27 protein-coding genes are annotated in these 25,515 nt (G+C 67.3%); 13 read left to right on the forward strand and 14 right to left on the reverse strand.

The annotated features are described in order from the left end of the window. Positions 1-75 precede the first annotated feature (75 nt). On the reverse strand, positions 76-1,218 hold the full coding sequence (locus CEW88_RS08750; protein WP_254694374.1) for a DUF6456 domain-containing protein: 1,143 nt from the start codon (positions 1,216-1,218) through the stop codon (positions 76-78). Positions 1,219-1,446: 228 nt separating this feature from the next. Here CEW88_RS08750 and CEW88_RS08755 point away from each other — a divergent pair, with 228 nt between their 5' ends. Next, complete coding sequence (locus tag CEW88_RS08755) at positions 1,447-1,743, forward strand: DUF6477 family protein (protein ID WP_108965994.1); 297 nt, start codon at positions 1,447-1,449, stop codon at positions 1,741-1,743. A gap of 12 nt (positions 1,744-1,755) precedes the next feature. Here CEW88_RS08755 and CEW88_RS08760 read toward each other — a convergent pair whose 3' ends face one another. Further along, positions 1,756-3,300 (reverse strand): trimethylamine methyltransferase family protein, encoded by a 1,545-nt coding sequence (locus CEW88_RS08760; protein WP_108965996.1) that lies wholly within the window; start codon positions 3,298-3,300, stop codon positions 1,756-1,758. Between the two features lie 227 nt (positions 3,301-3,527). Between CEW88_RS08760 and CEW88_RS08765 the strand changes: the two genes are divergently transcribed. The 6 genes from CEW88_RS08765 (at position 3,528) to CEW88_RS08790 (ending at position 9,357) form a co-directional block, all read left to right on the forward strand. Then, entirely contained in the window at positions 3,528-4,211 is a 684-nt protein-coding gene (locus CEW88_RS08765; protein WP_193989023.1) for a DUF2270 domain-containing protein, read from the forward strand. Positions 4,212-4,385: 174 nt separating this feature from the next. Next, complete coding sequence (locus tag CEW88_RS08770) at positions 4,386-5,354, forward strand: delta-class carbonic anhydrase (protein WP_108966000.1); 969 nt, start codon at positions 4,386-4,388, stop codon at positions 5,352-5,354. A gap of 94 nt (positions 5,355-5,448) precedes the next feature. Continuing rightward, a complete protein-coding gene (gene guaA, locus CEW88_RS08775; RefSeq protein WP_108966002.1) occupies positions 5,449-7,014 on the forward strand; it encodes a glutamine-hydrolyzing GMP synthase in 1,566 nt (521 codons plus the stop codon). A 238-nt stretch (positions 7,015-7,252) separates the two neighbouring features. Continuing rightward, positions 7,253-7,525, forward strand: a complete 273-nt coding sequence (locus tag CEW88_RS08780) for a putative quinol monooxygenase (protein WP_108966004.1) — start codon at positions 7,253-7,255, stop codon at positions 7,523-7,525. Between the two features lie 56 nt (positions 7,526-7,581). Next, positions 7,582-8,421, forward strand: a complete 840-nt coding sequence (locus CEW88_RS08785) for a DMT family transporter (RefSeq protein ID WP_108967665.1) — start codon at positions 7,582-7,584, stop codon at positions 8,419-8,421. A gap of 72 nt (positions 8,422-8,493) precedes the next feature. Further along, the gene (locus CEW88_RS08790) at positions 8,494-9,357 is read left to right on the forward strand and encodes an ATPase (protein ID WP_108966007.1); all 864 of its coding nucleotides are present in this window, start codon (positions 8,494-8,496) and stop codon (positions 9,355-9,357) included. Positions 9,358-9,364: 7 nt separating this feature from the next. Here the strand turns inward: CEW88_RS08790 and CEW88_RS24880 are convergent, their stop codons facing one another. Continuing rightward, positions 9,365-11,212 carry a methyl-accepting chemotaxis protein gene (locus tag CEW88_RS24880; RefSeq protein WP_254694375.1) on the reverse strand — a complete coding sequence of 616 codons (1,848 nt, stop codon included), beginning with the start codon at positions 11,210-11,212 and terminating at the stop codon, positions 9,365-9,367. After that, complete coding sequence (locus CEW88_RS08800; protein WP_254694376.1) at positions 11,209-11,826, reverse strand: hypothetical protein; 618 nt, start codon at positions 11,824-11,826, stop codon at positions 11,209-11,211. The genes CEW88_RS24880 and CEW88_RS08800 overlap by 4 nt, the downstream gene beginning before the upstream one ends. A gap of 179 nt (positions 11,827-12,005) precedes the next feature. Between CEW88_RS08800 and CEW88_RS08805 the strand changes: the two genes are divergently transcribed. Further along, positions 12,006-12,335 carry an SMR family transporter gene (locus tag CEW88_RS08805; RefSeq protein ID WP_108966008.1) on the forward strand — a complete coding sequence of 110 codons (330 nt, stop codon included), beginning with the start codon at positions 12,006-12,008 and terminating at the stop codon, positions 12,333-12,335. 63 nt (positions 12,336-12,398) lie between these two features. Continuing rightward, complete coding sequence (gene typA / locus CEW88_RS08810) at positions 12,399-14,216, forward strand: translational GTPase TypA (RefSeq protein ID WP_108966010.1); 1,818 nt, start codon at positions 12,399-12,401, stop codon at positions 14,214-14,216. 120 nt (positions 14,217-14,336) lie between these two features. Here typA and CEW88_RS08815 read toward each other — a convergent pair whose 3' ends face one another. From CEW88_RS08815 to CEW88_RS08845, 7 genes are all read right to left on the reverse strand, one after another. Next, positions 14,337-14,633, reverse strand: coding sequence for a DMT family protein (locus CEW88_RS08815; protein WP_217626447.1), 297 nt, complete (start codon positions 14,631-14,633; stop codon positions 14,337-14,339). Between the two features lie 64 nt (positions 14,634-14,697). Continuing rightward, positions 14,698-14,985, reverse strand: coding sequence for a DUF1330 domain-containing protein (locus CEW88_RS08820; protein WP_108966014.1), 288 nt, complete (start codon positions 14,983-14,985; stop codon positions 14,698-14,700). After that, positions 14,985-15,269 carry a DUF1330 domain-containing protein gene (locus CEW88_RS08825; RefSeq protein WP_108966016.1) on the reverse strand — a complete coding sequence of 95 codons (285 nt, stop codon included), beginning with the start codon at positions 15,267-15,269 and terminating at the stop codon, positions 14,985-14,987. The genes CEW88_RS08820 and CEW88_RS08825 overlap by 1 nt, the downstream gene beginning before the upstream one ends. 22 nt (positions 15,270-15,291) lie before the next feature. Further along, the gene (alaS, locus tag CEW88_RS08830) at positions 15,292-17,952 is read right to left on the reverse strand and encodes an alanine--tRNA ligase (RefSeq protein WP_108966018.1); all 2,661 of its coding nucleotides are present in this window, start codon (positions 17,950-17,952) and stop codon (positions 15,292-15,294) included. A gap of 150 nt (positions 17,953-18,102) precedes the next feature. After that, on the reverse strand, positions 18,103-18,981 hold the full coding sequence (locus CEW88_RS08835; protein ID WP_108966020.1) for a DMT family transporter: 879 nt from the start codon (positions 18,979-18,981) through the stop codon (positions 18,103-18,105). Continuing rightward, positions 18,978-20,051, reverse strand: coding sequence for a DUF6902 family protein (locus CEW88_RS08840; RefSeq protein ID WP_108966022.1), 1,074 nt, complete (start codon positions 20,049-20,051; stop codon positions 18,978-18,980). The genes CEW88_RS08835 and CEW88_RS08840 overlap by 4 nt, the downstream gene beginning before the upstream one ends. Before the next feature lie 85 nt (positions 20,052-20,136). Then, positions 20,137-20,472 (reverse strand): DUF6749 family protein, encoded by a 336-nt coding sequence (locus CEW88_RS08845; protein ID WP_108966024.1) that lies wholly within the window; start codon positions 20,470-20,472, stop codon positions 20,137-20,139. 329 nt (positions 20,473-20,801) lie between these two features. On the opposite strand from CEW88_RS08845, the gene xth reads away from it, so the two are divergent. From xth to CEW88_RS08865, 4 genes are all read left to right on the forward strand, one after another. After that, positions 20,802-21,611, forward strand: coding sequence for an exodeoxyribonuclease III (gene xth, locus CEW88_RS08850; RefSeq protein WP_108966026.1), 810 nt, complete (start codon positions 20,802-20,804; stop codon positions 21,609-21,611). A gap of 124 nt (positions 21,612-21,735) precedes the next feature. After that, positions 21,736-21,978 carry a BolA/IbaG family iron-sulfur metabolism protein gene (locus CEW88_RS08855; RefSeq protein ID WP_092426344.1) on the forward strand — a complete coding sequence of 81 codons (243 nt, stop codon included), beginning with the start codon at positions 21,736-21,738 and terminating at the stop codon, positions 21,976-21,978. 70 nt (positions 21,979-22,048) lie between these two features. Continuing rightward, positions 22,049-22,414: a Grx4 family monothiol glutaredoxin gene (grxD, locus tag CEW88_RS08860; protein WP_108966028.1), complete on the forward strand. Its 366-nt coding sequence runs from the start codon at positions 22,049-22,051 to the stop codon at positions 22,412-22,414. Positions 22,415-22,435: 21 nt separating this feature from the next. Continuing rightward, entirely contained in the window at positions 22,436-22,936 is a 501-nt protein-coding gene (locus tag CEW88_RS08865; protein ID WP_108966029.1) for a GNAT family N-acetyltransferase, read from the forward strand. 7 nt (positions 22,937-22,943) lie between these two features. On the opposite strand, the gene map is transcribed toward CEW88_RS08865, so the two are convergent. The 3 genes from map to murI form a co-directional block, all read right to left on the reverse strand. Continuing rightward, positions 22,944-23,693: a type I methionyl aminopeptidase gene (gene map / locus CEW88_RS08870; RefSeq protein WP_108966031.1), complete on the reverse strand. Its 750-nt coding sequence runs from the start codon at positions 23,691-23,693 to the stop codon at positions 22,944-22,946. Between the two features lie 126 nt (positions 23,694-23,819). Next, positions 23,820-24,275 carry a cytochrome c maturation protein CcmE gene (ccmE, locus tag CEW88_RS08875; protein ID WP_108966033.1) on the reverse strand — a complete coding sequence of 152 codons (456 nt, stop codon included), beginning with the start codon at positions 24,273-24,275 and terminating at the stop codon, positions 23,820-23,822. Between the two features lie 205 nt (positions 24,276-24,480). Beyond that, complete coding sequence (gene murI / locus CEW88_RS08880; protein WP_108966035.1) at positions 24,481-25,293, reverse strand: glutamate racemase; 813 nt, start codon at positions 25,291-25,293, stop codon at positions 24,481-24,483. Positions 25,294-25,515 lie beyond the last annotated feature (222 nt).

Below are 25,515 nucleotides of genomic sequence, written 5' to 3' on the forward strand. Positions count from 1 at the left end.
CGCCGCGACCCAAGACACTGGGGGCGAAGCTGGCAGCTTCGCCCCCTTTTCATGCCCGAAGCGGTGGTCAGGTGCTCAGCCGATCAGCCCACCGCCCGACGAGTCCAGCGCCTCGTAGTGCCGCCGCAGTCGCTGCAGGGCGATGCGCAGCACCACCTTGCCCGAGCGCGCCGCCCACCCCAGGGTGCGTTCGGTTTCTTCGAGGCCCTCGAGATAGCAGCAGCACCGCAGCGCGACATCGCCGAGCCCCGGCCCGAGGTCGCGCAACGCCCCGGTAAAGCGCACCCGCGCCGCCTCGGAGCCCTGCGGGAGCCGCGTGGCAGACCCGGGCTTCACACCCGCCGTCAGGAAGTGATCCCAGTTCTGGGTCGTCCGTGGCCCCATCTGCGCCAGCTCGAAATCCTCGCGCAGCCGCTCGCCGGCGCGCACCAGCGCCTCGTCGAGAAAGGGCTTGCCGTCCCGGTCGCGACGGCGTCCGAGCGAGGCCAGCGGGCTTTCGGTCGCCGCGTAGCGCCGGCGGCCGCGCGGGTCGGCCTCTTCCTCGGCCATGGCCGCCTCGGCCGCGCGGCCGCTTTCGAAGCCGGCCTGCGCCTCGGCAAATCCGCGCAACCGGCTCTCCTGTTCGGCCATCAACTGCCCGAGCGCCCCGCGTCCCGCCGCGGTGATGCGGTAGCGCGAGATCCGCCCCGGCGCGTCGCAGCGGATCCAGCCCTTGAGCGCCATGGCCTCGGCCACCGGCGCATCGACCACCGCGGTGCGCGCAGAACCACCCCCTCCGGTGTCGCGAACGACCACGGCCTTGTCCATCTCGGTGGCCACCGCCAGCACCGCGCCGCTCTCGCAAAGCCGCCGCAGCACCCGCCGCGCCTCGCGCGAGAGCGTTGCCGCATCCAGGGTCGGAGCGCCGCTGCCGGCCTCTTCGCGATCTTCCTCGGGCTGCGTCATGCACGCCACCTCCTTTGCTGGCGCGGCGCAGGCGGCGCGCGCCGCCCCGAGCCGGCGCAGGGCCTCGTCCACCAGCGGGTCGTCCCGCAGCGTCTCCATCCGCCGCACCTGGCGCAGCACGGTCGAGGCATGGCATCCCGCCGATCGCGCCAGCGCTCGGATCCCCGCACCATCCTCGGTATGGGCCAGGTAGTGGCGGGCCATCTCGGGCACCCAGGCAGGAAGACCGGGTACCTTGTTGAAGTCCTTGGAAAAATCACTGTATCGCATCATTGCAGATGTCCCCTAGGTTGCACCCCGCCGACGCAGGGCTTGCGGAAGTGAACCTGAAAACTGCTCGCCTCAAAGTTATCTAAAAGTTAATGATTTTAGACATTTAACAGACTTCTCTACAAATTATAAACATCGGTAAACGCCGCGCGCGCAGCGCCACGCGCCGGGGCAACATCGCTGCCCCCCGTGTCACTCTCCGGGCCTATCCACCAAATGGGAGACGACCCGATGCAGGACCTCCAGAGCCTTCTTTGCGCCTTGCGCCGCCCGCGACTTCTCGTGCGCGCCGCGCGCTATGGTGCCGCCGACTACCAGCGCGAGGCGCATCTGCCACGGCTGCTCGGCACGCCCTATCCCGAGCGCCACGGAGCGGCGCTTCTGCGTCTGATGGAAATGGAAGACGGGATCGATGGCAGCCGCCGCGCCCGCGCTTCGAGCTACTCGGCGACGCGTCACGTGGAGGTGCTGGCGGCGATTATTGCGGAGGACCGCCTGCGCGAAGCCCAGCGCCACACCTCCGCTTGAAGCGGCGATCCGTCACAGAAATGCGTCGGGCATGGCGGCCTTGCGGCGCGCCACGAAATCGCCCAGCGCCTCGCTCGTGGCGGGATCCATCGCCGGCTGCTCGTAGCTTTCCAGCAAGGCTTTCACCCGCGCCGAGGCCAGCTGCATCGTGTCGCGCCCGCCCTCTTCGGACCATGTCTCGAAGGGCTTGTAGTCGAAGAGCTCGGAGCGCCAGAAGGCGGTCTTGAAGTTCTCCTGGGTGTGGGCGCAGCCAAGGTAGTGCCCGCCCGGCCCGACCTCGCGGATCGCGTCCAGCGCCTGCGTCGTCTCGTCGACGGTCACCCCCTGCGCGAACTTGTGCAGCGCGCCCAGCTGATCGGCATCCATCACGAATTTCTCATAGGAGGCGACCAGCCCGCCTTCGAGCCAGCCGCAGGCGTGCAACATGAAGTTGACCCCCGACTGCAGACCCATGCTGAGCGAGTTGGCGCTCTCGTAGGCCGCCTGGGCGTCGGGCAACTTGGAGCCGCAGAAAGCTCCCGCCGAGCGATAGGGCAGCCCTAGCCGCCGCGCCAACTGGCCGACGCCGTAGCTGATCTGCGAGGCCTCGGGCGTGCCAAAGGTGGGCGCCCCTGAATTCATGTCGATCGAGGTGACGAAGGCGCCGAAGATCACCGGCGCGCCTTTGCGTACCAGCTGCGCGTAGGCGATGCCCGCCATGCCCTCGGCCAGCACCTGCGTCAGCGTGCCCGCCACCGAGACCGGCGCCATCGCCCCGCCGACGATGAAGGGCGAGACGATGCAGGCCTGATTGTTGCGCGCGTAGACCTCGAGCGCGCCCATCATCGTGTCGTCGAAGGTCAGCGGCGAGTTGATGTTGATCAGCGAGGTCATCACGGTGTTGTGCTGCACGAAGTCCTCACCGAACAGGATGCCGCACATGTCGACGCTGTCCTGCGCCCGGCTCGGCTCGGTCACCGAGCCCATGAACGGCTTGTCCGAGAGGGTCATATGGGCGTGCAGCATGTCGAGGTGGCGCTTGTTCACCGGCACGTCGGTGGGCTCGCAGAGCGTGCCGCCCGAATGGTGCAGCCAGCGCGACATCTGCCCCAGCTTCACGAAATTGCGGAAATCCTCGATCGTGCCGTAGCGCCGCCCCTTCTCGGCGTCATGCACGAAGGGCGGGCCGTAGACCGGCGCCAGCACCAGCGAGCGGCCGCCGATTTCGACCGACCGCGCGGGATTTCGGGCGTGCTGGGTGATCCGCGAGGGCGCATGGCCGCACAGCTGCCGCGCCAGCCCGCGCGGGATGCGCACCCGTTCCCCCTCAATCTCGGCGCCAGCGTCCTTCCACAGCGTCAGCGCACCGGGGTTGTTGACGAAATTGACGCCGATCTCCGCCAGCACCGTCTCGGCACCGGCCTCGATCATCTCCAGCGCCTCTGCGGAGAGAATCTCGAAGTTGGGGATGTTGCGCTCGATGAAGCGCGCCGTCTCGACCTGGGCAGAGCCCCACGCCGCCCGACGGGCCGCGCCGCCGCCGCTGCGTGTCCGTTTCCGCGTTTCTGTCTCCGACATGGCGCCTCTCCCGTTCCGTCACACCCCCGACAAGTAGTAGCCGAGCCGCCCGAGGACCAGCGACGAGTTTGCGCCCCCTGACGGATAAATACGACATCCGCGCGGGCCCGCGGCGGCTGAAAGGGCATCTTAAGGTGTCTCTGCGCAGAATGTTTCACGGGGGTACTGCGCTTCGACCGGCCAAGGCTTCGACTGGCCAGGCTTCGATGGACAACTCGGGGGAGCAGATGAAAGACGTGCAACTCGAAATCGGCGGGCGGCCGCTCGACGGGGCAGAGCTCGGCGCGCTGGCGCATCTCTACCGCGGCGAGGTCTACCGCTGCAGCGTCTGGCGCACGCGGCTCGACACCACCACCAACTGGGCCGTCGTCACGCTGGGCGTGGCCCTGTCGATCGCCTATGCAGCGCCCGATGCGTCGCCGCTGCCGCTGGTGCTGGTGGGCATCTCCAACCTTTTCTTCCTGACGCTCGAAGCGCGGCGCTACCGCTATTGCGACCTCTGGCGCCGCCGCTTCCGCAGCATGGAGATGAACCTCTACGGACCAATCCTCAGCGGCACCGCCGCACCGGACGCCTCCTGGGCAAGGGACCTGCGCGACGGCTACGTGCGGCCCGAGTTCGGCATCACCTACCTGCACGCGATGGGGCGGCGCATCCGGCGAAGCTATTTCTGGATCATGCTCATCCAGCTCCTCGCTTTTCTCGGCAAGATCACCGTGCATCCCAGCCCCGTCGAGAACTTTGAGCAGGCCATGCAGCGCGCCTCCGTAGGGGTGATCCCCGGCGAAGCCATGGCCTTGGGCGGGCTGATTTATGCCTTAGTCTTGACCACACTCGCGCTCTGGTCGCTGCTGGCCGACAGAAGGACTCGAATCGCGGAGGACCTCTCCGCGCCCGACGCCACCTACTGAGCTGCGTTAAGCAATGCGTCAGCTCTTTGCGTCAGGGTCAGGTGGAGACGGGTCTCGGGATGGGGCGGCGAATCCCCAGGGCCGAGGCGCGGGCCGCCATACCCTGCCCCAGTGAATGCCAACCCACTGCCACGGCCACTGCCACGGTCGCCGGAGAGTCCACAGGAGGTTCCCATGACGCCCCCCCACGTCCTTCTTGCCCTGACGGTTTGCACGGTGCTGGTCCTGTCCTCGGCCGCAGGGGCCGACAACAAGATCACCTACCCGCCCACGGGCCATGACACGGCGCCCTCCCACGGCAGCGCCCCGCCCGGCGCGCCCGGCGCCCCCCCTGCGGCGGATCATGGTGCCGGACACGCTGCCCAGACCGCCAGCGCGCATGACGCCGATCCCGGGGGCGAACACGGCTCTGCCGACGGCCCGCTCTGCACAGGCTTCGGCCCGCAGACCCCGCGGGATATCGGCAATCCCTATGGCCGGAACACCGTTTCCTTCGGCCTTGCCCCGCCGCCGGAAGAGTTGACCCTGTGCAACATCCACACCCACACCAATGCCGAGCATCTCGGACCAGGCTTTTCCATCTACGCGGGCCCGGGCGAGCACGGCGGTTTCAAATGCGCGGGCTCGGCCAATCTCAGCGCCGCCGAACTCTCCCGCCCCGGCAACGGCCCCGCCCGCTTCGAAGGAGTCGAGCCCGGCGACACGATCGAGGTCCATTGGGTCTATTCCTCTTGCGACGTGGCGCCGGGCCCGGGTCTCGGCGCCTGCCTCTCGGCGTCCTGCTCGAACCCCGAGTTGCGGGTCGAGTCGCAGGTCTTTCTGGTGGTCAACGACCCCAATGCGCTCGACTTTCGCGATTTCATCTACCTCGGAACCATGCGCAACGGTCGCCACCAGGCCCGCGCTCTGCCCAGCGGCACCGGCGCGCCGGTGGTGTTCCGCGGCTCGACCACCGGGCCCAGCTACTCCCAGCAGGTCTGCTCGCCGCTGCAGGTCACCTGGTCGGTCCGCCCGCGCTGCGCCCGGCTCGACATTGCTACGCTCGACGCCTGGGCGGGCATGGGCAACGTTTTCGAGGAAACCCACAGCCACGGCGTGCGCCGGCTGGTCACGGCACCGGCACTGCTCAGCCAGATCGAATGAACGCGCGCCCGCCGATCCCCCGGCGCCGCGCCATTTCCCTCTGCGCGGCACCCAGCCTCTTGCGCGCCGGGCGCGGCCCGCCTAAAGCAGCCGCATGACCCAGCATGATCGCCTCCTTATCATCGACTTCGGAAGCCAGGTGACGCAGCTCATCGCCCGTCGCCTGCGCGAGCTGAATGTCTACTGCGAAATCCACCCCTATCAGAACGTCACCGATGCGTTCCTGAAGGAGTTCGCCCCCAAGGCCATCGTCTTCTCCGGTGGCCCCGACAGCGTGACGCGCGAGGGCTCTCCTCGCCCGCCCAAATCCGCCTACGAGCTCGGCGTGCCGATCCTCGGGATCTGCTACGGCCAGCAGGTCATGATGCACGACCTCGGCGGCAAGGTCGAAGCCGGCCAGAGCCACACCGCCGAATTCGGCCGTGCCTACGTGACGCCCAAGGAAGACCGCCTCGACCTGCTGTCGGGCTGGTTCCTCGATGGCTCGGGCCGCGAGCAGGTGTGGATGAGCCACGGCGACCACGTCTCGGAAATCGCCCCCGGCTTCGAGGTCTACGCGACCTCCCCCGGTGCGCCCTTCGCGATCACCGCCGACGTGACCCGCAAGTTCTACGCGGTGCAGTTCCACCCCGAGGTGCATCACACCCCGAACGGCAAGACGCTCTACGAGAACTTCGTCCGCGAAGCCGGTTTCACCGGCGACTGGACGATGGATGCCTACCGCGAGGAAGCGGTGCGCAAGATCCGCGAGCAGGTCGGCGCGTCCAAGGTGATCTGCGCGCTTTCGGGCGGCGTCGACAGCTCGGTCACCGCGGCGCTGCTGCACGAGGCGATCGGCGAGCAACTGACCTGCGTTTTCGTCGACCACGGGCTGCTGCGCCTCAACGAGGCCGACGAAGTCGTCGCGATGTTCCGCGACCACATGAACCTCTCGGTGATCCACGCGCAGGAACAGGACCTGTTCCTCGGCGAGCTCGAGGGCGTGTCCGACCCCGAAACCAAGCGCAAGATCATCGGCAAGCTCTTCATCGACGTGTTCCAGAAATACGCCGACCAGATCGAGGATGCGACCTTCCTCGCGCAGGGCACGCTCTACCCCGACGTGATCGAGAGCGTCAGCTTCTCTGGCGGCCCCTCGGTGACCATCAAGTCGCACCATAATGTGGGCGGCCTGCCGGAGAAGATGGGCCTCAAGCTGGTCGAGCCACTGCGCGAACTCTTCAAGGACGAGGTGCGCGCGCTGGGTCACGAGCTTGGCCTGCCGGCCAGCTTCATCGGCCGCCACCCCTTCCCCGGCCCGGGTCTGGCGATCCGCTGCCCCGGCGAGATCACCCGCGAGAAACTCGATATCCTGCGCAAGGCGGATGCGGTCTATATCGACCAGATCCGCAAGCACGGTCTCTACGACGAGATCTGGCAGGCCTTCGTGGCGATCCTGCCGGTGCGCACCGTGGGCGTGATGGGCGACGGCCGCACCTACGACTACGCCTGCGCCCTGCGGGCGGTGACCTCGGTCGACGGCATGACGGCGGATTACTACCCGTTCAGCCACGAGTTCCTCGGCGAGACCGCGACACGGATCATCAACGAGGTGAAGGGCATCAACCGCTGCACCTACGACATCACCTCGAAGCCTCCGGGCACGATCGAATGGGAATGATCAGCCAGTGATCGGGCAGTGATCATGAAGGCCGGGGAAACCCGGCCTCCTTTTGCGTTCGGGCCACGCATCAAGATCACACCCCGCCGCCAACCGCGGAGGGGCGGCCCGATTGCCTCTTGCCCCTTGCCGTGCCGCGCGCCAGTGTCCGCAGCGAGAGGACCCCCATGACGACCAGAGTTTTCGCGCAGCCGCGCCCCGCCGCCTTCCCGCACAGCCAGCCAACCCGGAGCGCGACATGAGCGCCGTGCAGCTGACCGGCCGCATGACCGCGCCGCCCGAGCGCTGCCCCAACGTGCGCGCTGCCATGGCCGACCACATCCGCCTGACGCGCGCTGAGCCCGGCTGCCTCTACTTCGATCTGCGCGAGAGCGAAGACGGGGTCTTCGAGGTCTCGGAACTGTTCCAGAGTCGCGACGCCTTCGAGGCGCATCAGCACCGCACCCGCGGCAGCGCGTGGTTCCGCATCACCGGCGATCTGCCGCGCGACTACGAGGTGGCAGAGCTGTGAGCACGCGCCCCCTTGCCGCTCCGAGCCTGGGCGCTGTGCCGAAGGCCGCGCTCTGGATGCTCGGCTCGATCGTCTCTTTCAGCGCCATGGCGGTGGCCGGGCGCTATGTCAGCTCCGGTCTCGACACCTTCGAGATCATGCTCTACCGCTCGCTGCTCGGGGTGGCGATCATCAGCAGCATCGTGATGCTGACCGGCAAGCGCCGGACCGTCGCAACACGCCATATCGGCACCCATATCATCCGCAATATCAGCCATTTCACCGGGCAGAACCTTTGGTTCTACGCGATCACGGTGATCCCGCTGGCGCAGGTCTTCGCGCTGGAATTCACCGGCCCGATCTGGGCCATGCTGCTGGCGACGCTGGTGCTGGGCGAGCGGCTGACCTGGCCGCGCAGCCTGGCAGCGCTGGTCGGCTTCCTCGGCATCCTGATCGTCACCCGCCCCTCGCCCGAGACGCTCTCACCCGGCCTCTTCGCCGCCGCGGGCGCGGCCATCGGTTTTGCCGGCTCGGCGATCTTCACCCGCAAGCTCACCCGCACCGACAGCACCCTGTGCATTCTTTTCTGGCTGACGCTGACCCAGGCGATCATGGGACTGGTCTGCGCCGGCTTCGACGGCGACATCGCCGTGCCCTCGGCCGAGGCCGTCCCAGGGGTGATCGTCATCGGCCTCGCCGGGCTTTGCGCCCACTATTGCCTGACCACGGCGCTCAGCCTCGCGCCCGCCTCGGTGGTCATGCCGATCGACTTCACCCGCCTGCCGGTCATCGCCATCGTCGGCATGCTGCTCTACGCAGAGCCGCTTGACCCCTGGGTGCTGCTTGGCGCGGCGATCATCTTCGCCGCCAATTACGCCAATATCCTGCGCGAGACCCGCGCCGCGCGCCGGGCCTAAGGATGAGGGCGGTGTTTGACGCGGCGCACGGGCGCAACTACCTGTCGGCGCAGACGACACAGGAGCCCTTTGATGCTGTATGAAACCGCCGCCGACTGGCAGGATGCCGCGCGCAAGCACGTCGTGCTCTTTGCCATGTCGGGGCTTGGCAAGACCCATGTGTCCTCGATGCTGCGGCAGTCCGGGGACTGGTTCCATTACTCGATCGATTACCGCATCGGCACGCGCTACATGGGCGAATACATCGCCGACAACGCCAAGGCCGAGGCGATGAAGAACCCCTTCCTGCGCGAGCTGCTGCTGTCGGACTCGATCTATATCGGCTCGAACATCACCTTCGAGAACCTGACCCCGGTCTCGACCTACCTTGGCAAGCCGGGCGATCCGGCACGGGGCGGTCTGCCGATGGACAGCTACCGCATGCGGCAGGATCAGTTCCGCCGCGCCGAGGAGCAGGCGCTGCTGGACACCGGCTATTTCATCGAGCGCGCCCAGCAGCTCTACGGCTACCCACATTTTGTCTGCGACACCGGCGGTTCGATCTGCGAATGGGTGGATGCCGCGAACCCGCGCGATCCGATCCTGTCGGAGCTTTCGCGCCAGGCGCTGATGGTCTGGATCCGCGGCAGCGAGGCGCACACCGAGGAGCTGATCCGGAGGTTCGATCGCGCCCCCAAACCCATGGCCTACCAACCCGAGTTCCTCGAGGCGGCCTGGAGGCGCTACCTCGACGAAAAGGGCGTGTCGGAAACGGTGGTGGATCCTGACGCCTTCATCCGCTGGACCTACGCGCAGGCGCTGGCACACCGGCAGCCGCGCTACCAGGAGATGGCGCGCAACTGGGGTGTGACCGTTGAGGCATCCGATATGGCCACGGTGCGAGACGAGGCGGACTTCGTGGCGGTGATTGCTGCGGCCATCAGCGCCAAGGAGTGAGCGCAGCTCAGGCCGCAACGCTTGCCCTTTCCAAAGCCACGGGTCCATTTTCGGCGACATTGAAGCCGCGCATCAGGTCAGACAGACGGCCCGCGTCGCCACGCAACATATGCGCCGCAGCGGTGCTTTCCTCGACCATGGCCGCGTTCTGCTGGGTGACCCGGTCGAGGTTGCTCACGCCCACGTTGATCTCGTTGAGTCCCTGTGCCTGTTCGGCGGCCACCCCCGCGATATTGCTGACCAGGGTCGAGATCTGGTTCACCTGCGCGACCACCTCGCCAAGCGCTTGACCCGAGCGCTCGACCAATTCGACGCCATCTCGGACCCGGTCCGCCGATCCGCTGATCAGCGTCTTGATCTGCTGCGCCGCGTCCGAGCTGCGCTGCGCCAGCGCCCGCACTTCTGAGGCCACCACCGCGAACCCCTTGCCCGACGCTCCCGCGCGCGCGGCCTCGACGCCGGCGTTGAGGGCGAGCAGGTTTGTCTGGAACGCGATGTCGTCGATCACACCGATGATCTCGTTGATCTGCTGAGAGCTGCGTTCGATGCCCGCCATGGCTTCGATTGCCGAGCGCATGACCTCGCCGTTCTGTTCGGCGAGCTTCGATGCGGTTTCAACACTGGTCTCCGCATCCTTTGCAGATTGCGCCGCTTCGCGCACCCGCGACAACATTTCGTCCAGTGCAGCGGCCGTCTGTTCGAGCGTAGCCGCCTGGGTTTCCGTTCGGCGCGACAGGTCATCCGAGGCGCGCGCGATCTCTTCGGCGCTGCTGTGTATGTTGAGCGCACCGGAATTGACCTCTGTCATCGTGGCCCGAAGGCTCTCGACCGCCCGGTGATAATTGCCGCGCAGCTCTTCGTATTCGCCGGGGAACTCCTCGACGATGCTGTGCCGCAGCGAGCCTGCTGCGAGTGCGTCCAGCGCATCGCTCAGGTGACGCACGACGAGGTTCTGCGCCTCATGGGCGCGGCCCCGTGCCTCTTGCGCCTCTCGTCCGCCCGCAAGTGTCTTAGTGAGATCTGCCAGATTGCGGGCCAATTCGCCGAATTCGTCGCGGCGCCGCTCGGCACGGAGCGTGACGTTGTAATCCCCCGCCGCCACCCGCGACATGCCCCTGCGCAGCGCGCTGAGGGGCGCGAGCACGATACGGCGCAGAAGCACCAGGGAGACGACCAGCATCAAGCAGAGGCTTCCTGCCGCTATGGCAAGCATGATCTTCTTCTCGCGCAGGATCGAGGCGCGCATGGCATTGTCGGTCCAGGCCATCGCCAGCGCGCCGAGCGGCGCCTCGCCCCCCGGCAGCGCGACGGCTTCGGTCGCGACGAAGTTACCCAGCACGCCTTGACGCTTCCCCTCTGTCAGGGCCTTGCGCGCCAACGCGACGAGCTCGGCCTCGCGGTTGCCTAGATCGCCCGTTTTCCCGAGCACCTCGCCCTCCGCGCCCAGCACCAGCGCACCGAGAAGATCACCTCCGGCGCCTTGAAACTTCTCCGTCAGGAGTTGCGTCAGACGGTTTTCATCGCGGAACCGCACCGAGGGTAACAGGCCTGCGGCCGTTGCTTCGGCTGAATGCTGCGCCATGCCGGCGATCCCTGCCACGGTCACCCTGTCGCTGAGACGCCACACCTGCACCGCGAGAACCGTGGCGACAACGAGGCTCGACAAGACTACGAGCCCCGCCACTTGCGCAAACACCGATCCCACGACCCGCCGGATTCCTGTCGCTGGCTCCCCCGGGATCCAGACTTGGTCTGCCGGTCTGCCCGCGTTCGCATTGCCTGCCTCCGCCCCGCCGGCAGACGTGCCCCCCGACCCGCCCCCTGACCCGAACAACCGGAACACCCGCAGCTTCACGGCAGCATCTCCGCATCGAGCCCGAGGGTCAGCGCGCCGAGCGGCTCGCCCGACTGGGGGTCACTGACGGTCAGCGAGAGTTGCTGCGTGTAGACCTGGGTCGATTCGTCGAACTCGATGGCGCCGACGTGGATTGCTCCGGCACCGCGTGGGAAGGTCTCGAGATACTTCTCCTCGTCCCCCTGCCAATAGTCCGAGGTCAGATGCGAGACCGCGACGTTGAGCCCACGGGCATCCATCACGAACATCTCCTTGATCAGCCCGCCGGACATGTCGACCTGCGCGCGCAGCGCGTCGGAAACCGGGTTGTCCCAGACAGGGGTGATGGTGGGAATCATGGTGGAACCGATCTCCGCCTGCCACTTCGAGTCGAGTTCGCCGATCTTTGCATCGTCGTAGCCGGCGGTGACCGCGTTCTGCGCCTTCATCGCCGCGATCAGCTGGGGATCCTCGAGGATCGGCTGCACGTATTGCGCGATTACCGCCTGAAGCGGCGCGTCGATCTCGGCCGCAGGGGCGGCCGGCGCGAGAAAAAACAGCGCGCCGACGGCAAGCGCCGTCCATTCGGAAACGATCAGGCAGCGGGACGAGGCTGGCGAGCGACGGGTAGACATGGAACACCTCCGCAACAGGAATTTCCGCCCCGGTCTAACCGTGATTTCCTCACACCAAGTTAAGACAGGCAGATTTTTGACACCCTGCGCCACCACACCCGTCCGTCCCCTTGGCGCCTCCCGGCTTGCAGCGCCGCGCGGCCCGGGCCAGAACGGCGCCAGCCTCAGCGGAGTTCGCAATGCCCTACATTACCCTCGCCCTTGCCGTCCTCGCCGAGACCATCGGCACCGCCGCGCTGCAGGCCAGCCAGCAGTTCACCCGGCCGCTGCCCTCGGCGATCGTGGTGGTCGCCTATGCCGCCGCCTTCTACCTTCTGTCGGTTGTGCTGCGCAGCATGCCGGTGGGGCTGGCCTACGCCATGTGGTCGGGGCTGGGGATCGTCTTCATCTCGGTGATCGGGCTCTTCGCCTTCGGGCAGAAGCTGGACCTTGCCGCGGTCGTCGGAATGGGGCTTATTGTGGCCGGAATACTCGTGATTCACCTGTTTTCCGGGGCCTCGCCGCATTAAGGGCTGGCAATTTCCCCCTTCCCCAGCTAACCCGCGCGCAAACCTCCCTTCAAAGGCATTCCTATGGACCTGCGCAATATCGCGATCATCGCACACGTTGACCATGGCAAGACCACCCTGGTGGACGAGCTGCTCAAACAGTCCGGCGCGTTCCGCGAGAACCAGGCCGTGGCCGAGCGCGCCATGGACAGCAACGATCTCGAGCGCGAGCGCGGCATCACCATCTTTGCCAAGCCGACCTCGGTCGAGTGGAAGAACACCCGCATCAACATCGTCGACACCCCCGGCCACGCCGATTTCGGCGGCGAGGTCGAGCGCATCCTGAGCATGGTCGACGGCGTCGTGCTGCTGGTGGACGCGGCCGAAGGCCCGATGCCGCAAACGAAGTTCGTGACCTCCAAGGCGCTGGCCCTCGGCCTGCGGCCGATCGTGGTGCTGAACAAGGTCGACAAGCCCGACGCCGAGCCCGACCGCGCGCTCGACGAGTGCTTCGACCTCTTCGCCTCGCTCGGCGCCGACGAAGACCAGCTCGACTTCCCGCACATGTACGCCTCGGGCCGCAACGGCTGGGCCGATGCCGAGCTCGACGGGCCGCGCAAGAACCTCGATGCGCTGTTCCGCCTGATCGTCGACCACGTTCCCGCGCCGAAGCAGATCAAGCACCAGGACGACGACTTCCGCATGCTGGCGACGACGCTGGGCAGCGATCCCTTCGTGGGCCGCCTGCTCACCGGCCGCATCGAGACCGGCCGCGTCAAGGTTGGCCAGACGGTGCAGGCGATCAGCCGCATCGGCCAGAAGATCGAGCAGTTCCGCGTCACCCGCGTGCAGGCCTTCCGCGGCCTCGCGCAGGCCGACATCGAAGAGGGACTCGCAGGTGACATCGTCAGCCTCGCCGGCATGACCAAGGCGACCGTCGCGGACACCATCTGCGCGCTGGCCGTGGACGAGCCGCTCGACGCGCAGCCGATCGATCCGCCGACCATCACCGTGACCTTCGGCATCAACGACAGCCCGCTCGCAGGGCGTGACGGCAAGAAGGTGCAGTCGCGCGTGATCCGCGAGCGCCTGATGAAGGAAGCCGAGGGCAACGTCGCGATCAAGATCGCCGACACCCCGGGCGGCGAGGCCTTCGAGGTTTCCGGCCGGGGCGAACTGCAGATGGGCGTTCTCATCGAGAACATGCGCCGCGAGGGCTTCGAGCTCAGCATCTCGCGCCCTCAGGTTATCATGAAGGAAGAAGACGGCCAGCGCATGGAGCCGGTCGAGGAAGTCACCATCGATGTGGATGACGATTACACCGGCGCGGTGATCGAGAAGATCACCGGCCCGCGCAAGGGCGAGCTCGTCGAGATGAAGCCCGCCGGCGCCGGCAAGACCCGCATCGTGGCCCATGTGCCCTCGCGCGGGCTGATCGGCTACCACGGCGAATTCCTCACCGACACGCGCGGCACCGGCGTTCTGAACCGCGTGTTCCACGGCTGGACGGCGCACAAGGGCGCGATCGAAGGCCGCCGTGCGGGCGTGCTGATCTCGATGGAGAACGGCGAGGCCGTGGCTTACGCGCTGTGGAACCTCGAGGATCGCGGCAAGATGTTCCTCGGCGCCCAGGCCCCGGTCTACACCGGCATGATCATCGGCGAGCACAGCCGTGACAACGACCTGGAAGTGAACCCGCTGAAGGGCAAGAAGCTGACCAACGTCCGCGCCTCGGGCACCGACGAAGCCGTCCGCCTGACCACGCCGATCACCCTGTCGCTGGAAGAGGCCATCGCCTACATCAACGACGACGAGCTGGTGGAAGTCACCCCGACCGCGATCCGCCTGCGCAAGCGCTACCTCGACCCGCACGAGCGCAAGCGCCAGTCGCGCAGCCAGTAAACCCGGCGCGCGGGCTTCGGGGGCTCTGCCCCCGGCCCCCCGGGCGTAGTTGCCAAGAAGAGAAGATGAAAGCGCGGTCCCACTGGGACCGCGCTTTTTTCATGCCCCGGTACAGCGGGATCAGCCGAAGGGGCCGCGGAAGATGAAGAAGGCGCCGAGCGCGATGAAGCCAAAGCCGACGGCGTGGTTGAGCGTCAGCGGCTCCTTCAGCCAGAAGGCAGAGAAGCCGGCGAAGACGATCAGCGTGATGACTTCCTGCAAGGTCTTCAGCTCGGCGGCCGAATAGACCCGGTGGCCGAGCCGGTTGGCCGGCACCGCGAGCCAGTATTCGACCAGGGCAATGCCCCAGCTGATAAAGACCACGGCCCAGAGCGGCGCGCCGGGAAAGCGCAGGTGCCCGTACCAGGCCATGGTCATGAAGAGATTTGAGGCCACCAGCAGCAGGACCGGCAGCAGATGCGCGAAGCTCAATCGCGGGCGCTCACTCGCTGGTTTCGACGATCAGCAACTCGCGCTCCGATGCGCCACGCGCGTGGCCCAGGGCCTCCTGGTACTCGGGCGAGTGGTAGCAGGCCTCTGCAGCCTCGACCGAGGGGAATTTCGCCACGACATTGCGTGGCCGCTCCTTGCCCTCGAGCTGCACGTAACGACCGCCGCGGGCGACGAATTCCCCGCCGTGCTTGGCGATCGCGGGACCGGCGAGCTTGGCGTACTTGCCGTAGGCCTCCTCGTCGGTGACGGTGACATGGGCGATCCAGAGAGCGGGCATTAGAGTCCTTCCACGATGACGAGATCGCGCGTCGAGGCGCGCAGGGCGATGGGCAGGATGCGCTGGTATTCGGGTGAGTTGTACCAGCGTTCGGCGGCGATGCGGCTGGGGAATTCCACCACCACGTGACGGCCCGGCCCCTCGCCTTCGACAAAGGCCTGCGGCCCGCCTTTCACAAGGAAGCGCCCGCCGAATTTCTCGGCGAGCGCAACGGTTTGCCCAGCATAGACGGCATAGTCCTCGGGGTCTGTGACCTCGATGCGGGCGATCATGTAAGCAGTCATAAGCTCCTCCCTAAGCGATTGATTAGCCTACCAGAACTGCCTCGGCCGCCGCAATGGCCGCCTCGGCCTGGCTGGCATCCTTGGCGCCGCCCTGTGCAAGGTCCGGACGCCCGCCGCCGCCCTTGCCTCCAAGCGCCGCGACCGCCGCCTTGACCACATCCACCGCCGAGACGGTGGCCTTGAGGTCCTCGGTGACGCCAGCGGCCACGGCCACCTTGTCACCGGTGTCGGCGATCAGCAGCACCACGCCGGAGCCAAGCCGCGACTTGTGCTCGTCGATCAGCGGGGGCAGATCCTTGCCCTGGACGCCCGAGAGCACCTGGCCGACGAACTTCATGCCGCCCACCTCGCGGGCCTCGCCGCCGCCGCCTTGACCGGCACCGCCAGCCATGGCGAGATCGCGGCGCAGCTGGGCGACCTCGTTCTCGAGCTTGCGGCGCTCGTCGAGCAGCGCGGAGACGCGGGTGACCGCCTCTTCGCCGCTGACCTTGAGCAGCCCCTCGATGCCCGAGAGGGCCTTGTCACGGCGGCGCAGCGCGGCCATGGCAGCCTCGCCGGTCAGCGCCTCGATGCGGCGCACGCCGGCCGAGGAGGCGGTTTCCGAGGTCAGGGCGAACAGGCCAATGTCGCCGGTCTGCGCGACATGGGTGCCGCCGCAGAGTTCCAGCGAGTAGGTCTGCCCGTCCGAGCCCTTGCCCGATCCCGGCAGCGCGCCCATGGAGACCACGCGCACCTCGTCGCCGTACTTCTCGCCGAAAAGCGCCTGGGCGCCGAGTGCGCGGGCATCGTCCGGGGTCATGATCCGGGTGCTCACCGCCGAGTTCTGGCGGATGAAGGCGTTCACCTCGGTCTCGACCTGCGCGATTTCCTCGGCACTGAGCGCCTTGGTGTGCGAGAAGTCGAAGCGCAGGCGATCCGGCGCGTTCAGCGAGCCGCGCTGCGCGACGTGATCGCCGAGCGCGCGGCGCAGGGCCTCGTGCAGCAAGTGGGTTGCCGAGTGGTTGGCGCGGATCATGCCCCGGCGCGTGTGGTCGACCTCGAGCACCGCGGCCTCGCCACGCTTCACGCTGCCCTCGGAGACCTCGCCGATGTGGAGGAAGACGCCCTCGACCTTGCGGGTGTCGGTCACGGTGACCTTGCCGCCCTCGGTGCGGATCACGCCGGTATCGCCGACTTGGCCGCCGCTTTCGCCGTAGAAGGGCGTCTGGTTGAGCACCAGCGTCACCTTCTCGCCTTTGGCGGCGGTCTCGGCCAGCGCGCCGTCCTGCACCAGCGCGAGGATCTGGCCCTCGGCGGTCTCGGTGTCGTAGCCGAGGAAGTCGGTGGCGCCGTGCTTGTCGGCGATGTCGAACCAGACGCGGCTGTCGGCGGCCTCGCCCGAGCCGGACCAGGCGGCGCGCGCCTTGGCCTTCTGTTCGGCCATGGCGACGTCGAAGCCTTCGGTGTCGACGGTGCGGCCCTGCTCGCGCAGCGCATCCTGCGTCAGATCGAGCGGGAAGCCGTAGGTGTCATAGAGCTTGAACGCCGAGGCGCCGGGCAGCTCGGCCCCTTCGGGCAGGCCGATCAGCTCTTCGTCGAGCAGCTTGAGGCCGCGGTCGAGGGTCTGGCGGAAGCGGGTTTCCTCGAGCTTCAGCGTCTCTTCGATGAGCGGCTGCGCGGCGCGCAGCTCGGGGTAGGCCTCGCCCATCTGGCGCACCAGCTCGGGCACGAGGCGGTGCATCAGCGGATCCTGCACGCCCAGGAGGTGCGCGTGGCGCGCGGCCCGGCGCAGGATGCGGCGCAGCACGTAGCCGCGACCGTCGTTGCTGGGCATCACGCCGTCAGCGATGAGGAAGGAGGTCGACCGAAGGTGGTCGGCGATCACCCGGTGGTGGGTCTTGCCGGGACCGTCGGGATCGCTGCTGGTGGCATTGGCCGAAGCCTCGATCAGCGCGCGCATCAGGTCGGTGGCGTAGTTGTCGTTGGTGCCCTGCAACAGCGCCGCGACCCGCTCGATGCCCATGCCGGTGTCGATCGACTGCATGTCCAGCGCGCGCATCGAGCCGTCCTCGAACTGCTCGTTCTGCATAAAGACGACGTTCCAGATTTCGATGAAGCGGTCGCCATCCTCCTCGGGCGAGCCCGGAGGGCCGCCCCAGAACTTCTCGCCATGGTCGAAGAAGATCTCGGTGCAGGGGCCGCAGGGGCCGGTCGGCCCCATCTGCCAGAAGTTGTCCGAGGTGGCGATGCGGATGATCCGGCTTTCCGGCACGCCGATCTTCTTCCACAGCTCGAAGGCCTCGTCATCGGTGTGATAGACGGTGGTGTAGAGCCGCTCGGGCGAGATGTCGAAATGCTTGGTCACCAGTTCCCAGGCAAAGGGGATCGCCTCGGCCTTGAAGTAGTCGCCGAAGGAGAAGTTGCCGAGCATCTCGAAGAAGGTGTGGTGCCGCGCGGTGTAGCCCACGTTGTCGAGGTCGTTGTGCTTGCCGCCGGCGCGCACGCATTTCTGCGCGGTGGTGGCGCGCTTGTAATCGCGCTTCTCCACCCCGGTGAAGCAGTTCTTGAACTGCACCATACCGGAGTTGGTGAACATCAGCGTGGGGTCGTTGCGGGGAACAAGCGGGCTCGAGGGCACGATCTCGTGGCCCTGCTTGGCGAAGTAGTTCAGAAACGTCGAGCGAATGTCGTTCAGCGTGGGCATGGGTGTTCTCTTGCGCCTCGTCTGCGGGTTCCGGACGGGTGTATCTCCCCATCCCGCGCCTGTCCATAAGCCGCCCGCGAAAAGCGCGATCGGCGTGAGGAGCTGCGTTCTGTCCCGATCAGATGTGGCACCGACGCGGCGACGTCTGGTCTAGAGCCGCAGTCGCCGCCGTGCCGGCAGGGCCTCGTCGGCCACCAGCCAGAGACCCGAGCCGATCACCAGCGCCGCGCCGAGACTGGCGCCGACGCCGGGCATCTCGCCAAAGCCGAAAACCCCGATGCCCACCATCCAGACGAACTGCAGGTTCATCAGCGGTGTCGCCACATAGGCCGGGAGCAGCCGCAACGCCTCGACCGAGACGAAACGCGCACCGAAAAGGAAGAGCGCGTAGCCCGCGACCCAGAGCCAGTCGGCCAGCGGCATTGGCTGCCAGACGAAAGGGAGCGCCACGCCCATGACCAGCGCCAGCGCGAGGTTGGGCCAGAAGACCTGTGCCAGCGGCTTGCGCTCGCGCCGCGCAATGGCGCGGGCGGCGACCATCGACGCGGTTCCGGAAACGGCCCCCAGCAGCGCCCAGACATGCCCCGCATCCACCCCTGCCCGGCCCTCGGGCACAAGGGCGAGAAGGCCCGACGCACCGAGCGCCAGCGCCAGCCAGGCAGCGGGGCGCACCGGCTCGTCGAGAGCCACGCCCGAGAGCGCGGCGGCGATGAGCGGCATCAGCCCGATGAAAAGGAAGACGTCGGCGAAGGGCAGAAGGCGAAACGCCTGGAAAAAGCCGATCGCCGCAAGCACGGTCAGCAGCGATCGCAGCGCCATGGTGCCCCGGCTCTGCACCCCCAGCGCCGCGCGCAGCGACCCCTGCCGCCGCGCCGCACAGAGCGCGAAGAGCAGCACCAGCGCCGAGGAGACGGCCAGGAATTGCGGCGCCGCGTAGCTTCCCGCGATCAGCTTGGTGATCCCGTCAGCAGCGGCGATGAGCGCGGTGTAGAGCGCGACCAGCGCGGCGCCGGCGAGCGCGGCCCTCATGCCCGGCCCGCCCGGGCGAAGCCCTCGAAGAAGGCGTCGAAATGCGCCGTCTCGCGGGCCATGAGGTCGAGCAGGTCGATCACCCCGGGCGGCAGCGCCCCCTCCATGCGGCGGCGCATCACCGTCCAGTCGGCGCTGCGCCGCCCCTTCATCGCAAAGAGCGCCCGCGACAGCTCGCGCAGCGGCGCCATCCGCCGGGGCGCCCGATCGAAGTGCATCCGCCCCGGCTCCAGTGGCTTGCGAAAGGGCTCCTCTCCTGCCAAGGCCAGCTGCCAGTTGCAGACGAGGAAATCGTGGTAGCCGTCCTGCAGCGGGCCCTGCGGGTCCGTGTCGACATGGAAAAGCTGCGTCTCGCGGCTCAGCCAGCCGGTCCAGAGCGGCGGCGGCAGCTCCCCAGCGTAGCGCAGCGCAATGCAGACCTCGGCCAGCAGGTCGGAGTTCTGCTCGAGAAAGGCAAGGTTGCCCGCGAAGTGCAGGCTGGTCAGTGCCTCGGACTCCAGCCGCGGATCGCGGCGCCCGTATTCGCTGAGGTAGAACACGATATGGGTAAGCTCGTAGGCGGCCTTCTTATTCGGCAGCGCAAAGATACCGGGCCGGGCGCAGAAGCCGCGCAGCCGGTCCTCGAGGCCCAGATCGGCCGGACCGGAGACCCCCCGCCGCGCCAGCAGCCGCCGCGCTTCCATGCGCTGCAGATCCGACAGCTCTGCGCCGGGCGCAGCGGACGCGGCTATGCTCTGCGCCATGCGCGCCCCGGTCTCGCCCGGCATGCCGAGGTCTTCGAGATCGAGCACCATGGACAGCAGGAAGCGGTAGTATTGCGGGAAGAAGGCCAGCCGCGCCTCTGCGCTGGCATAAAACTCGACATGCGGCAGCAGCGCCCGGGGGCCGATCCCGGCCCATGTCGCCGCGCCGGTGCAGTCGAGGATGTTGAGCAGCTCGGCGTTCTCCTTGAGCCAGAACACATCCTCCTCGCTGCGCCGATGCTGCGCGAAACAGGCGATCAGCGCCGCGATGCGCGTGTCCGGGTCGGCGATGCGCGGCACCGGGTGGAGGGCGATGACATTGGACATGCGGAGGGCCTTTCTGCGCGGGCGTGCGGGAAACAGGCAAGGGACAGGCGGGCACCAAGACGGTGCCCGCCCGTGCGCGACGGGCTCAGGCGCCCGATGTGAAGAGCGCCGTGGCGTCGCCGGCGCCGAGCTCCGAGCGCAGCGGCGCAGCGCCGGAGGTGAAGAGACCGACCGCCTCGCCCGCGGCGGTCACCGGCCCGGCGCCCGAAGTAAAGAGCGCCGCACCCTCTCCCGAGGCGATCTCGACGCCGGCAGGTGCTGCCCCGGAGGTGAACATCTCGATCCCGCCGCCGAGCAGCGTTTCGGCCTCGGCAGGCGCCGCGCCCGAGGTGAACATGGCGCAGCCCTCGCCGCCGAACATATCGGCCTCGACACGGTGCTGCGCTTCTGCGGTCACGAATTGCTTGAGTTGAGCAGTCATGGAAGTTCTCCCTGGTTGGATTGACACGAGAAACGTGCTTCAGGGTTTCTTGCGATGATTGCTTCAGGCAATATGGTTTCTTGTTAAGGTAGATTAATACAGGAGTTCTTCACAGAAACAATGACTTACAATTTCGTCGCTTCGCGCGACAATCTCTCTTCCCCACAGAAGATTCTTTTCTGGGGATAGTTTCCGCTGCGTCATTCAAATCACAGAATTGGCGACGAATCGTCGGTGCCGGCCGCCGAATCACCCGCGAATCCGGCCCGCCGCACTTGTCCCTCAGCCGGCTTTGCGCGATAGCTGGCGCAACTTCCGGAGGGCTCCAGATGAAGATCGCCACCTTCAACATCAACGGCATCAAGGCGCGCGTCGGTGCGCTGACGGACTGGCTCGACGAAGCGCAGCCCGATGTCGCGCTCTTGCAGGAGATCAAGTCGGTCGACGAGGCCTTCCCGCACGAGCTTTTCGAGGAGCGCGGCTACAACGTCGAGACCCACGGCATGAAGAGCTTCAACGGCGTGGCGATCCTGTCCAAGCACCCGCTCGAGGACGTGAGCCGCGGCCTGCCCGGCGACGACAGCGACGAGCAGGCGCGCTGGATCGAGGCGACCGTGGTGGGAGAGAAGGAGGCCCTGCGCCTCTGCGGGCTCTACCTGCCGAACGGCAACCCGGTGGAGTTCGACGCCGATGGTCAGCCGATCCGGGACGGCAAGTATGGCTACAAGCTGGACTGGATGGACCGGCTGCACGCGCGCGCGCAGCAGCTTCTGGCCGACGAGACCCCCGCCCTCATGGCCGGCGACTACAACATCATTCCTCAGGCCGAGGATGCCGCCAAGCCGCAGGCCTGGGAGAACGACGCGCTCTACCTCCAGCAGAGCCGCGACGCCTTCCGCCGCATCCTCAACCTCGGCTACACCGAGGCCTTCCGCGCCCGAGTGCAGGGGCCGGGGCATTATTCGTTCTGGGATTATCAGGCCGGGGCCTGGCAGCGGAACAACGGCATCCGCATCGACCACGTGCTGATGACGCCGTCCTGCGCCGACCTGATGACCGACTGCGGCATCGACCGCGACATCCGCGGCCGCGACAAGCCGTCGGACCACGTGCCGGTCTGGGTCGAGCTGGATCTCTGAGCCCCGCCCCCTCGTCCGTCCCGGTTCCGCCCCCGAACCAAGCCAAGAAAATGGCCCGCGCTTGCACCCGCGCGGCGCCCGTCTTACATCTGAGTAGAACAGTCTGACAGCGGAGTCCGCCCACATGGCAATAGAAGCGACGGAGATCGAACAGCTCATCCGCGCCGCCTTCCCCGAGGCCAAGATCACCATCACCGACCTCGCCGGAGACGGCAATCACTATGCCGCGGAGGTCATCGACGAAAGCTTCCGCGGCCAGAACCGTGTCCAGCAGCAGCGCGCCGTCTACGCCGCGCTGAAGGGCAAGATGGACGGCAATCATGGCGAGCTGCACGCGCTGGCGCTCACCACCAAGGCCCCCGAGTAAGACACACACAGCAAGATTAGACATCCACGCCGCGCCCCTGCCGGGCGGCGCGCGCAGACAGGAGACAGAGATGACGACCGACGCAACCACCCGTATCGAAGAAACGGTGAAGGCGAACGACGTGGTGCTCTTCATGAAGGGCACCAAGACCATGCCGCAATGTGGCTTCTCCAGCCGCGTCGCAGGCGTGCTCAACTACATGGGCGTCGACTACCTCGACGTGAACGTGCTGGCCGATGACGCCATCCGCCAGGGCATCAAGGATTACTCGGACTGGCCGACGATCCCGCAGCTCTACATCAAGGGCGAATTTGTCGGCGGCTGCGACATCATCACCGAGATGACCCTCTCGGGCGAGCTCGACACGCTGTTCGAGACCAGCGGCGTGACCTACGACAAGGATGCCGCCGAAAAGATCCGCGAAGCCAACGCCTGATCCGCGTCCGGATCTGCAAACGTGACCCAGATCACCCTCCGCACGGCGGCGAGTCCCGAGGATTTCGCCGCCGTGCGTGCGCTCTGCCTCGCCTACCGCGAGGACCTGCGCGCCCACCATCCCGCCGCCCCGGCGCTGGTTGCGCTTTTCTATCCCGACCCCGCATACAACGAGCTGCTGGATGCCCTGCCCGGCAAGCATGACGCCGTTCTGCTGGCCGAGCGCCAGGGCGCCCCGGTCGGCTGCGCCATGTCGCAGCGGCTGCCCGACGGCAGCACCGAGATCAAGCGGGTCTACGTCGCCCCCGAGGCGCGCGGCCAAGGGCTCGCGGCTCAGCTGGTGGAAGAGTTGGCCACCCGCGCCCGCGCCGCCGGTGCGCCGCTTCTGCGGCTCGACACGATGAAGACGCTGGCTGCCGCCTGCCACCTCTACGCCAAGCTGGGCTTTGTCGAGCGCGGCCCCTACCAGCCCATCCCGGACGTGGCGCTGCCGCACCTGCGCTTTTTCGAACGAACGCCTTGAACACGGGTCATCCCGGCTGGGTGACCACCAGCGCGCCGGTTTCGGTCGCGACCACCGTGTGCTCGTATTGCACGACCGGCGCGCAGGGCTCGCTGTAGAGCGTCCAGCCGTCCTCGCCCTCGCTGGCCCACTGCCCTCCCATCGACAAAAACGGCTCGACGGTGAGCACCAGCCCCTTGGTGATCCGCCGCCGCTCGCCGCGCACGGGCCAGGTAGGGATCTCTTCGGGGTATTCATGCAGGGAATGGCCGACACCGTGGCTGGCGAGATTGCGGATCAGCGTGTAGCCCTTGCTGCCGGCAAACCGCCCGATGGCCGCGCCGATCCCCGCGAGAGGCCGATCCGCGCCAACCTGTGCAATGCCGATCTGCATGGCTTTCTTGCCATCGCGGCACAGCCGGTCGAGTGGCGCTTTCACCGGCGCCACCCGAAAGGTCGCGCCGGTGTCGGCAAAGATCCCGGCCTTCGAGGCCGAGACGTCGATGTTCACCAGATCGCCGCGCTGGATCACCCGCGGACCGGGGATGCCGTGGGCGATCTCCTCGTTGATGCTGATGCAGGTGGCGCCGGGGAAGTTGTAGCTCGTCTCGGGAGCCGATTGCGCACCCTCGGCTTCGAGCATCGCGCGGCCGATCTCGTCGAGCTCCAGCGTCGTCATGCCCGGCTCGATCGCCTTCGCCATGCCCTGCAGGGCGTTCGCGACGATCCGGCCGATGTCCTTCAGCCCGGCAAGGTCGTCCATGTCGTTGATCGTCATCTGCAAATCCCACGTTGCGAGGGCGCAGACTAGCCGGAAGCGGCGGCAATGTCTTCCGTCACAAGCGGGCAGCCCGCTTGCACCAGCTGCAATCCGCAGCCGATACGCCTAAGCGCCAAGGCAGTGTCAGCTCCCGGCGTTGGGATCCTCGTAGACGCCCTGTTCCTTCAGCGCGTCGATCACCTCTTTGGGCATGTAGGTTTCGTCGTGCTTGGCGAGGATCTCGCTCGCCCGGAACACGCCATCGACATAGCGCCCGGTGCCGACCATGCCCTGGTTCTCGTCGAAGAGGTCCGGCAGCACGCCCTCGAAGACCACCGGCACCGAGGCGCCGCCATCGGTCACCGAGAAGCTGATCTCATGCCCCTGGCCGCGCACGAGCGAGCCTTCCTCGACCAGCCCGCCAATGCGGAAGGTCTCGTTCGGCGAGGGCGGTGCCTCGACCACCTGGCTCGGCGAGCGGAAGAAGTTGATCCCGTCGCGCATCGCATAGCCGATCAGCGCGGTCGAGACGACCAGCGCCACCGCGGCCAGCGCCACGACCTGGATGCGCCGCTGCTTCTTCAGCGATTTGAGACCCATTGCCTTCCCCCCGACATGCATGCGGTTCTCTCTATATGGCACCTTAAGGCGCCGAGAGCACCGCTCCAAATCAAATTGCGTCACCGCGCCGCGGCCCGCCCGCTCTTCGAGACGGAACTATCCCCGAGGTGTGGGGCCTGCGCGCCCGCTTTGTCCTGCCCGCGAGCAGCACGCCCCGCCCTGTCGTGCCCGTCGGGGGCGGGCGCTAGGCAGCCTCGAAGCTCAAAGGCCGCTTGAGGAACTGGGTCGCATGCACCGAGACCTTGCGCGGATCGCCGGTGGTCAGGAAACGGCTCTCGGTCCCGCTGCCGTACATGTCTGGATGGCGCTGGAGGTAGTCGGCAAGCGACTCTGCCACGAGGTTCGCCTGCGAATAGACCGCGACTCCCTCTCCCAGAGCCTCCTGGAAGACCTCGAGCATCAGCGGATAGTGGGTACAGCCAAGGATCGCCGCCTGCGGCTCGGGCATCTTGCGTTTCAGCGCCTCGACGTGGCTGCGCACCAGCGCCTCGGCGAGGATCATGTCACCCTCTTCGATGGCATCGACGAGACCGCCACAGGCCTGCGCCTCGACGTCGACGCCGATGGCACGGAAGGCCAGCTCGCGCTGGAAGGCACGCGAGCGCACCGTGGCCGGCGTGGCAAAGAGCGCGACGTGCTGCACCGCGACCTCGCGCGGCGGCGAGTTGTCGCCCCATTGCCGCTCGGTCAGCGCCTCGATCAGCGGCACGAAGACCCCCAGGACGCGCTTGCCCTTGGGCAGGCCGCCCTCCTGCATCCGGCGCAGCGCCGCCGCCGAGGCGGTGTTGCAGGCGAGGATCACCAGATCGCAGCCCGCGTCCCAGAGGCGGTGCACCGCATCGACGGTCAGTTTATAGATGTCATCCGCGTCGCGCACGCCATAGGGCGCGTGCCGGTTGTCGCCATAGTAGACCAGCGGCACCTCGGGCAGCCGCTTTGCGACCGCGTCGAGAACCGTGAGCCCGCCAAGCCCGGAATCAAACACACCAACCGCCATTCTCTGCCCTCCTTGCCGGGACGCACACCCGGCCTGCCTCACGTGACGCTGCGCCGACTCACGTGGCGCAAGCCCCGAAGACCGGTCTTACGGCGCTTTGGGATGGAGATCCATTGCGCCCTGTGGCGACGCCCGCGCCCCCGGGAGGGCGCGGGACGCGGGGGCACTGACCCGGGACTCCGGGGGTATCTTGCCCTGCAAGAAAGGCGCGAGACCTCTGCG

This window comes from Alloyangia pacifica, from assembly GCF_003111685.1.
GTDB lineage: Bacteria > Pseudomonadota > Alphaproteobacteria > Rhodobacterales > Rhodobacteraceae > Salipiger > Salipiger pacificus_A.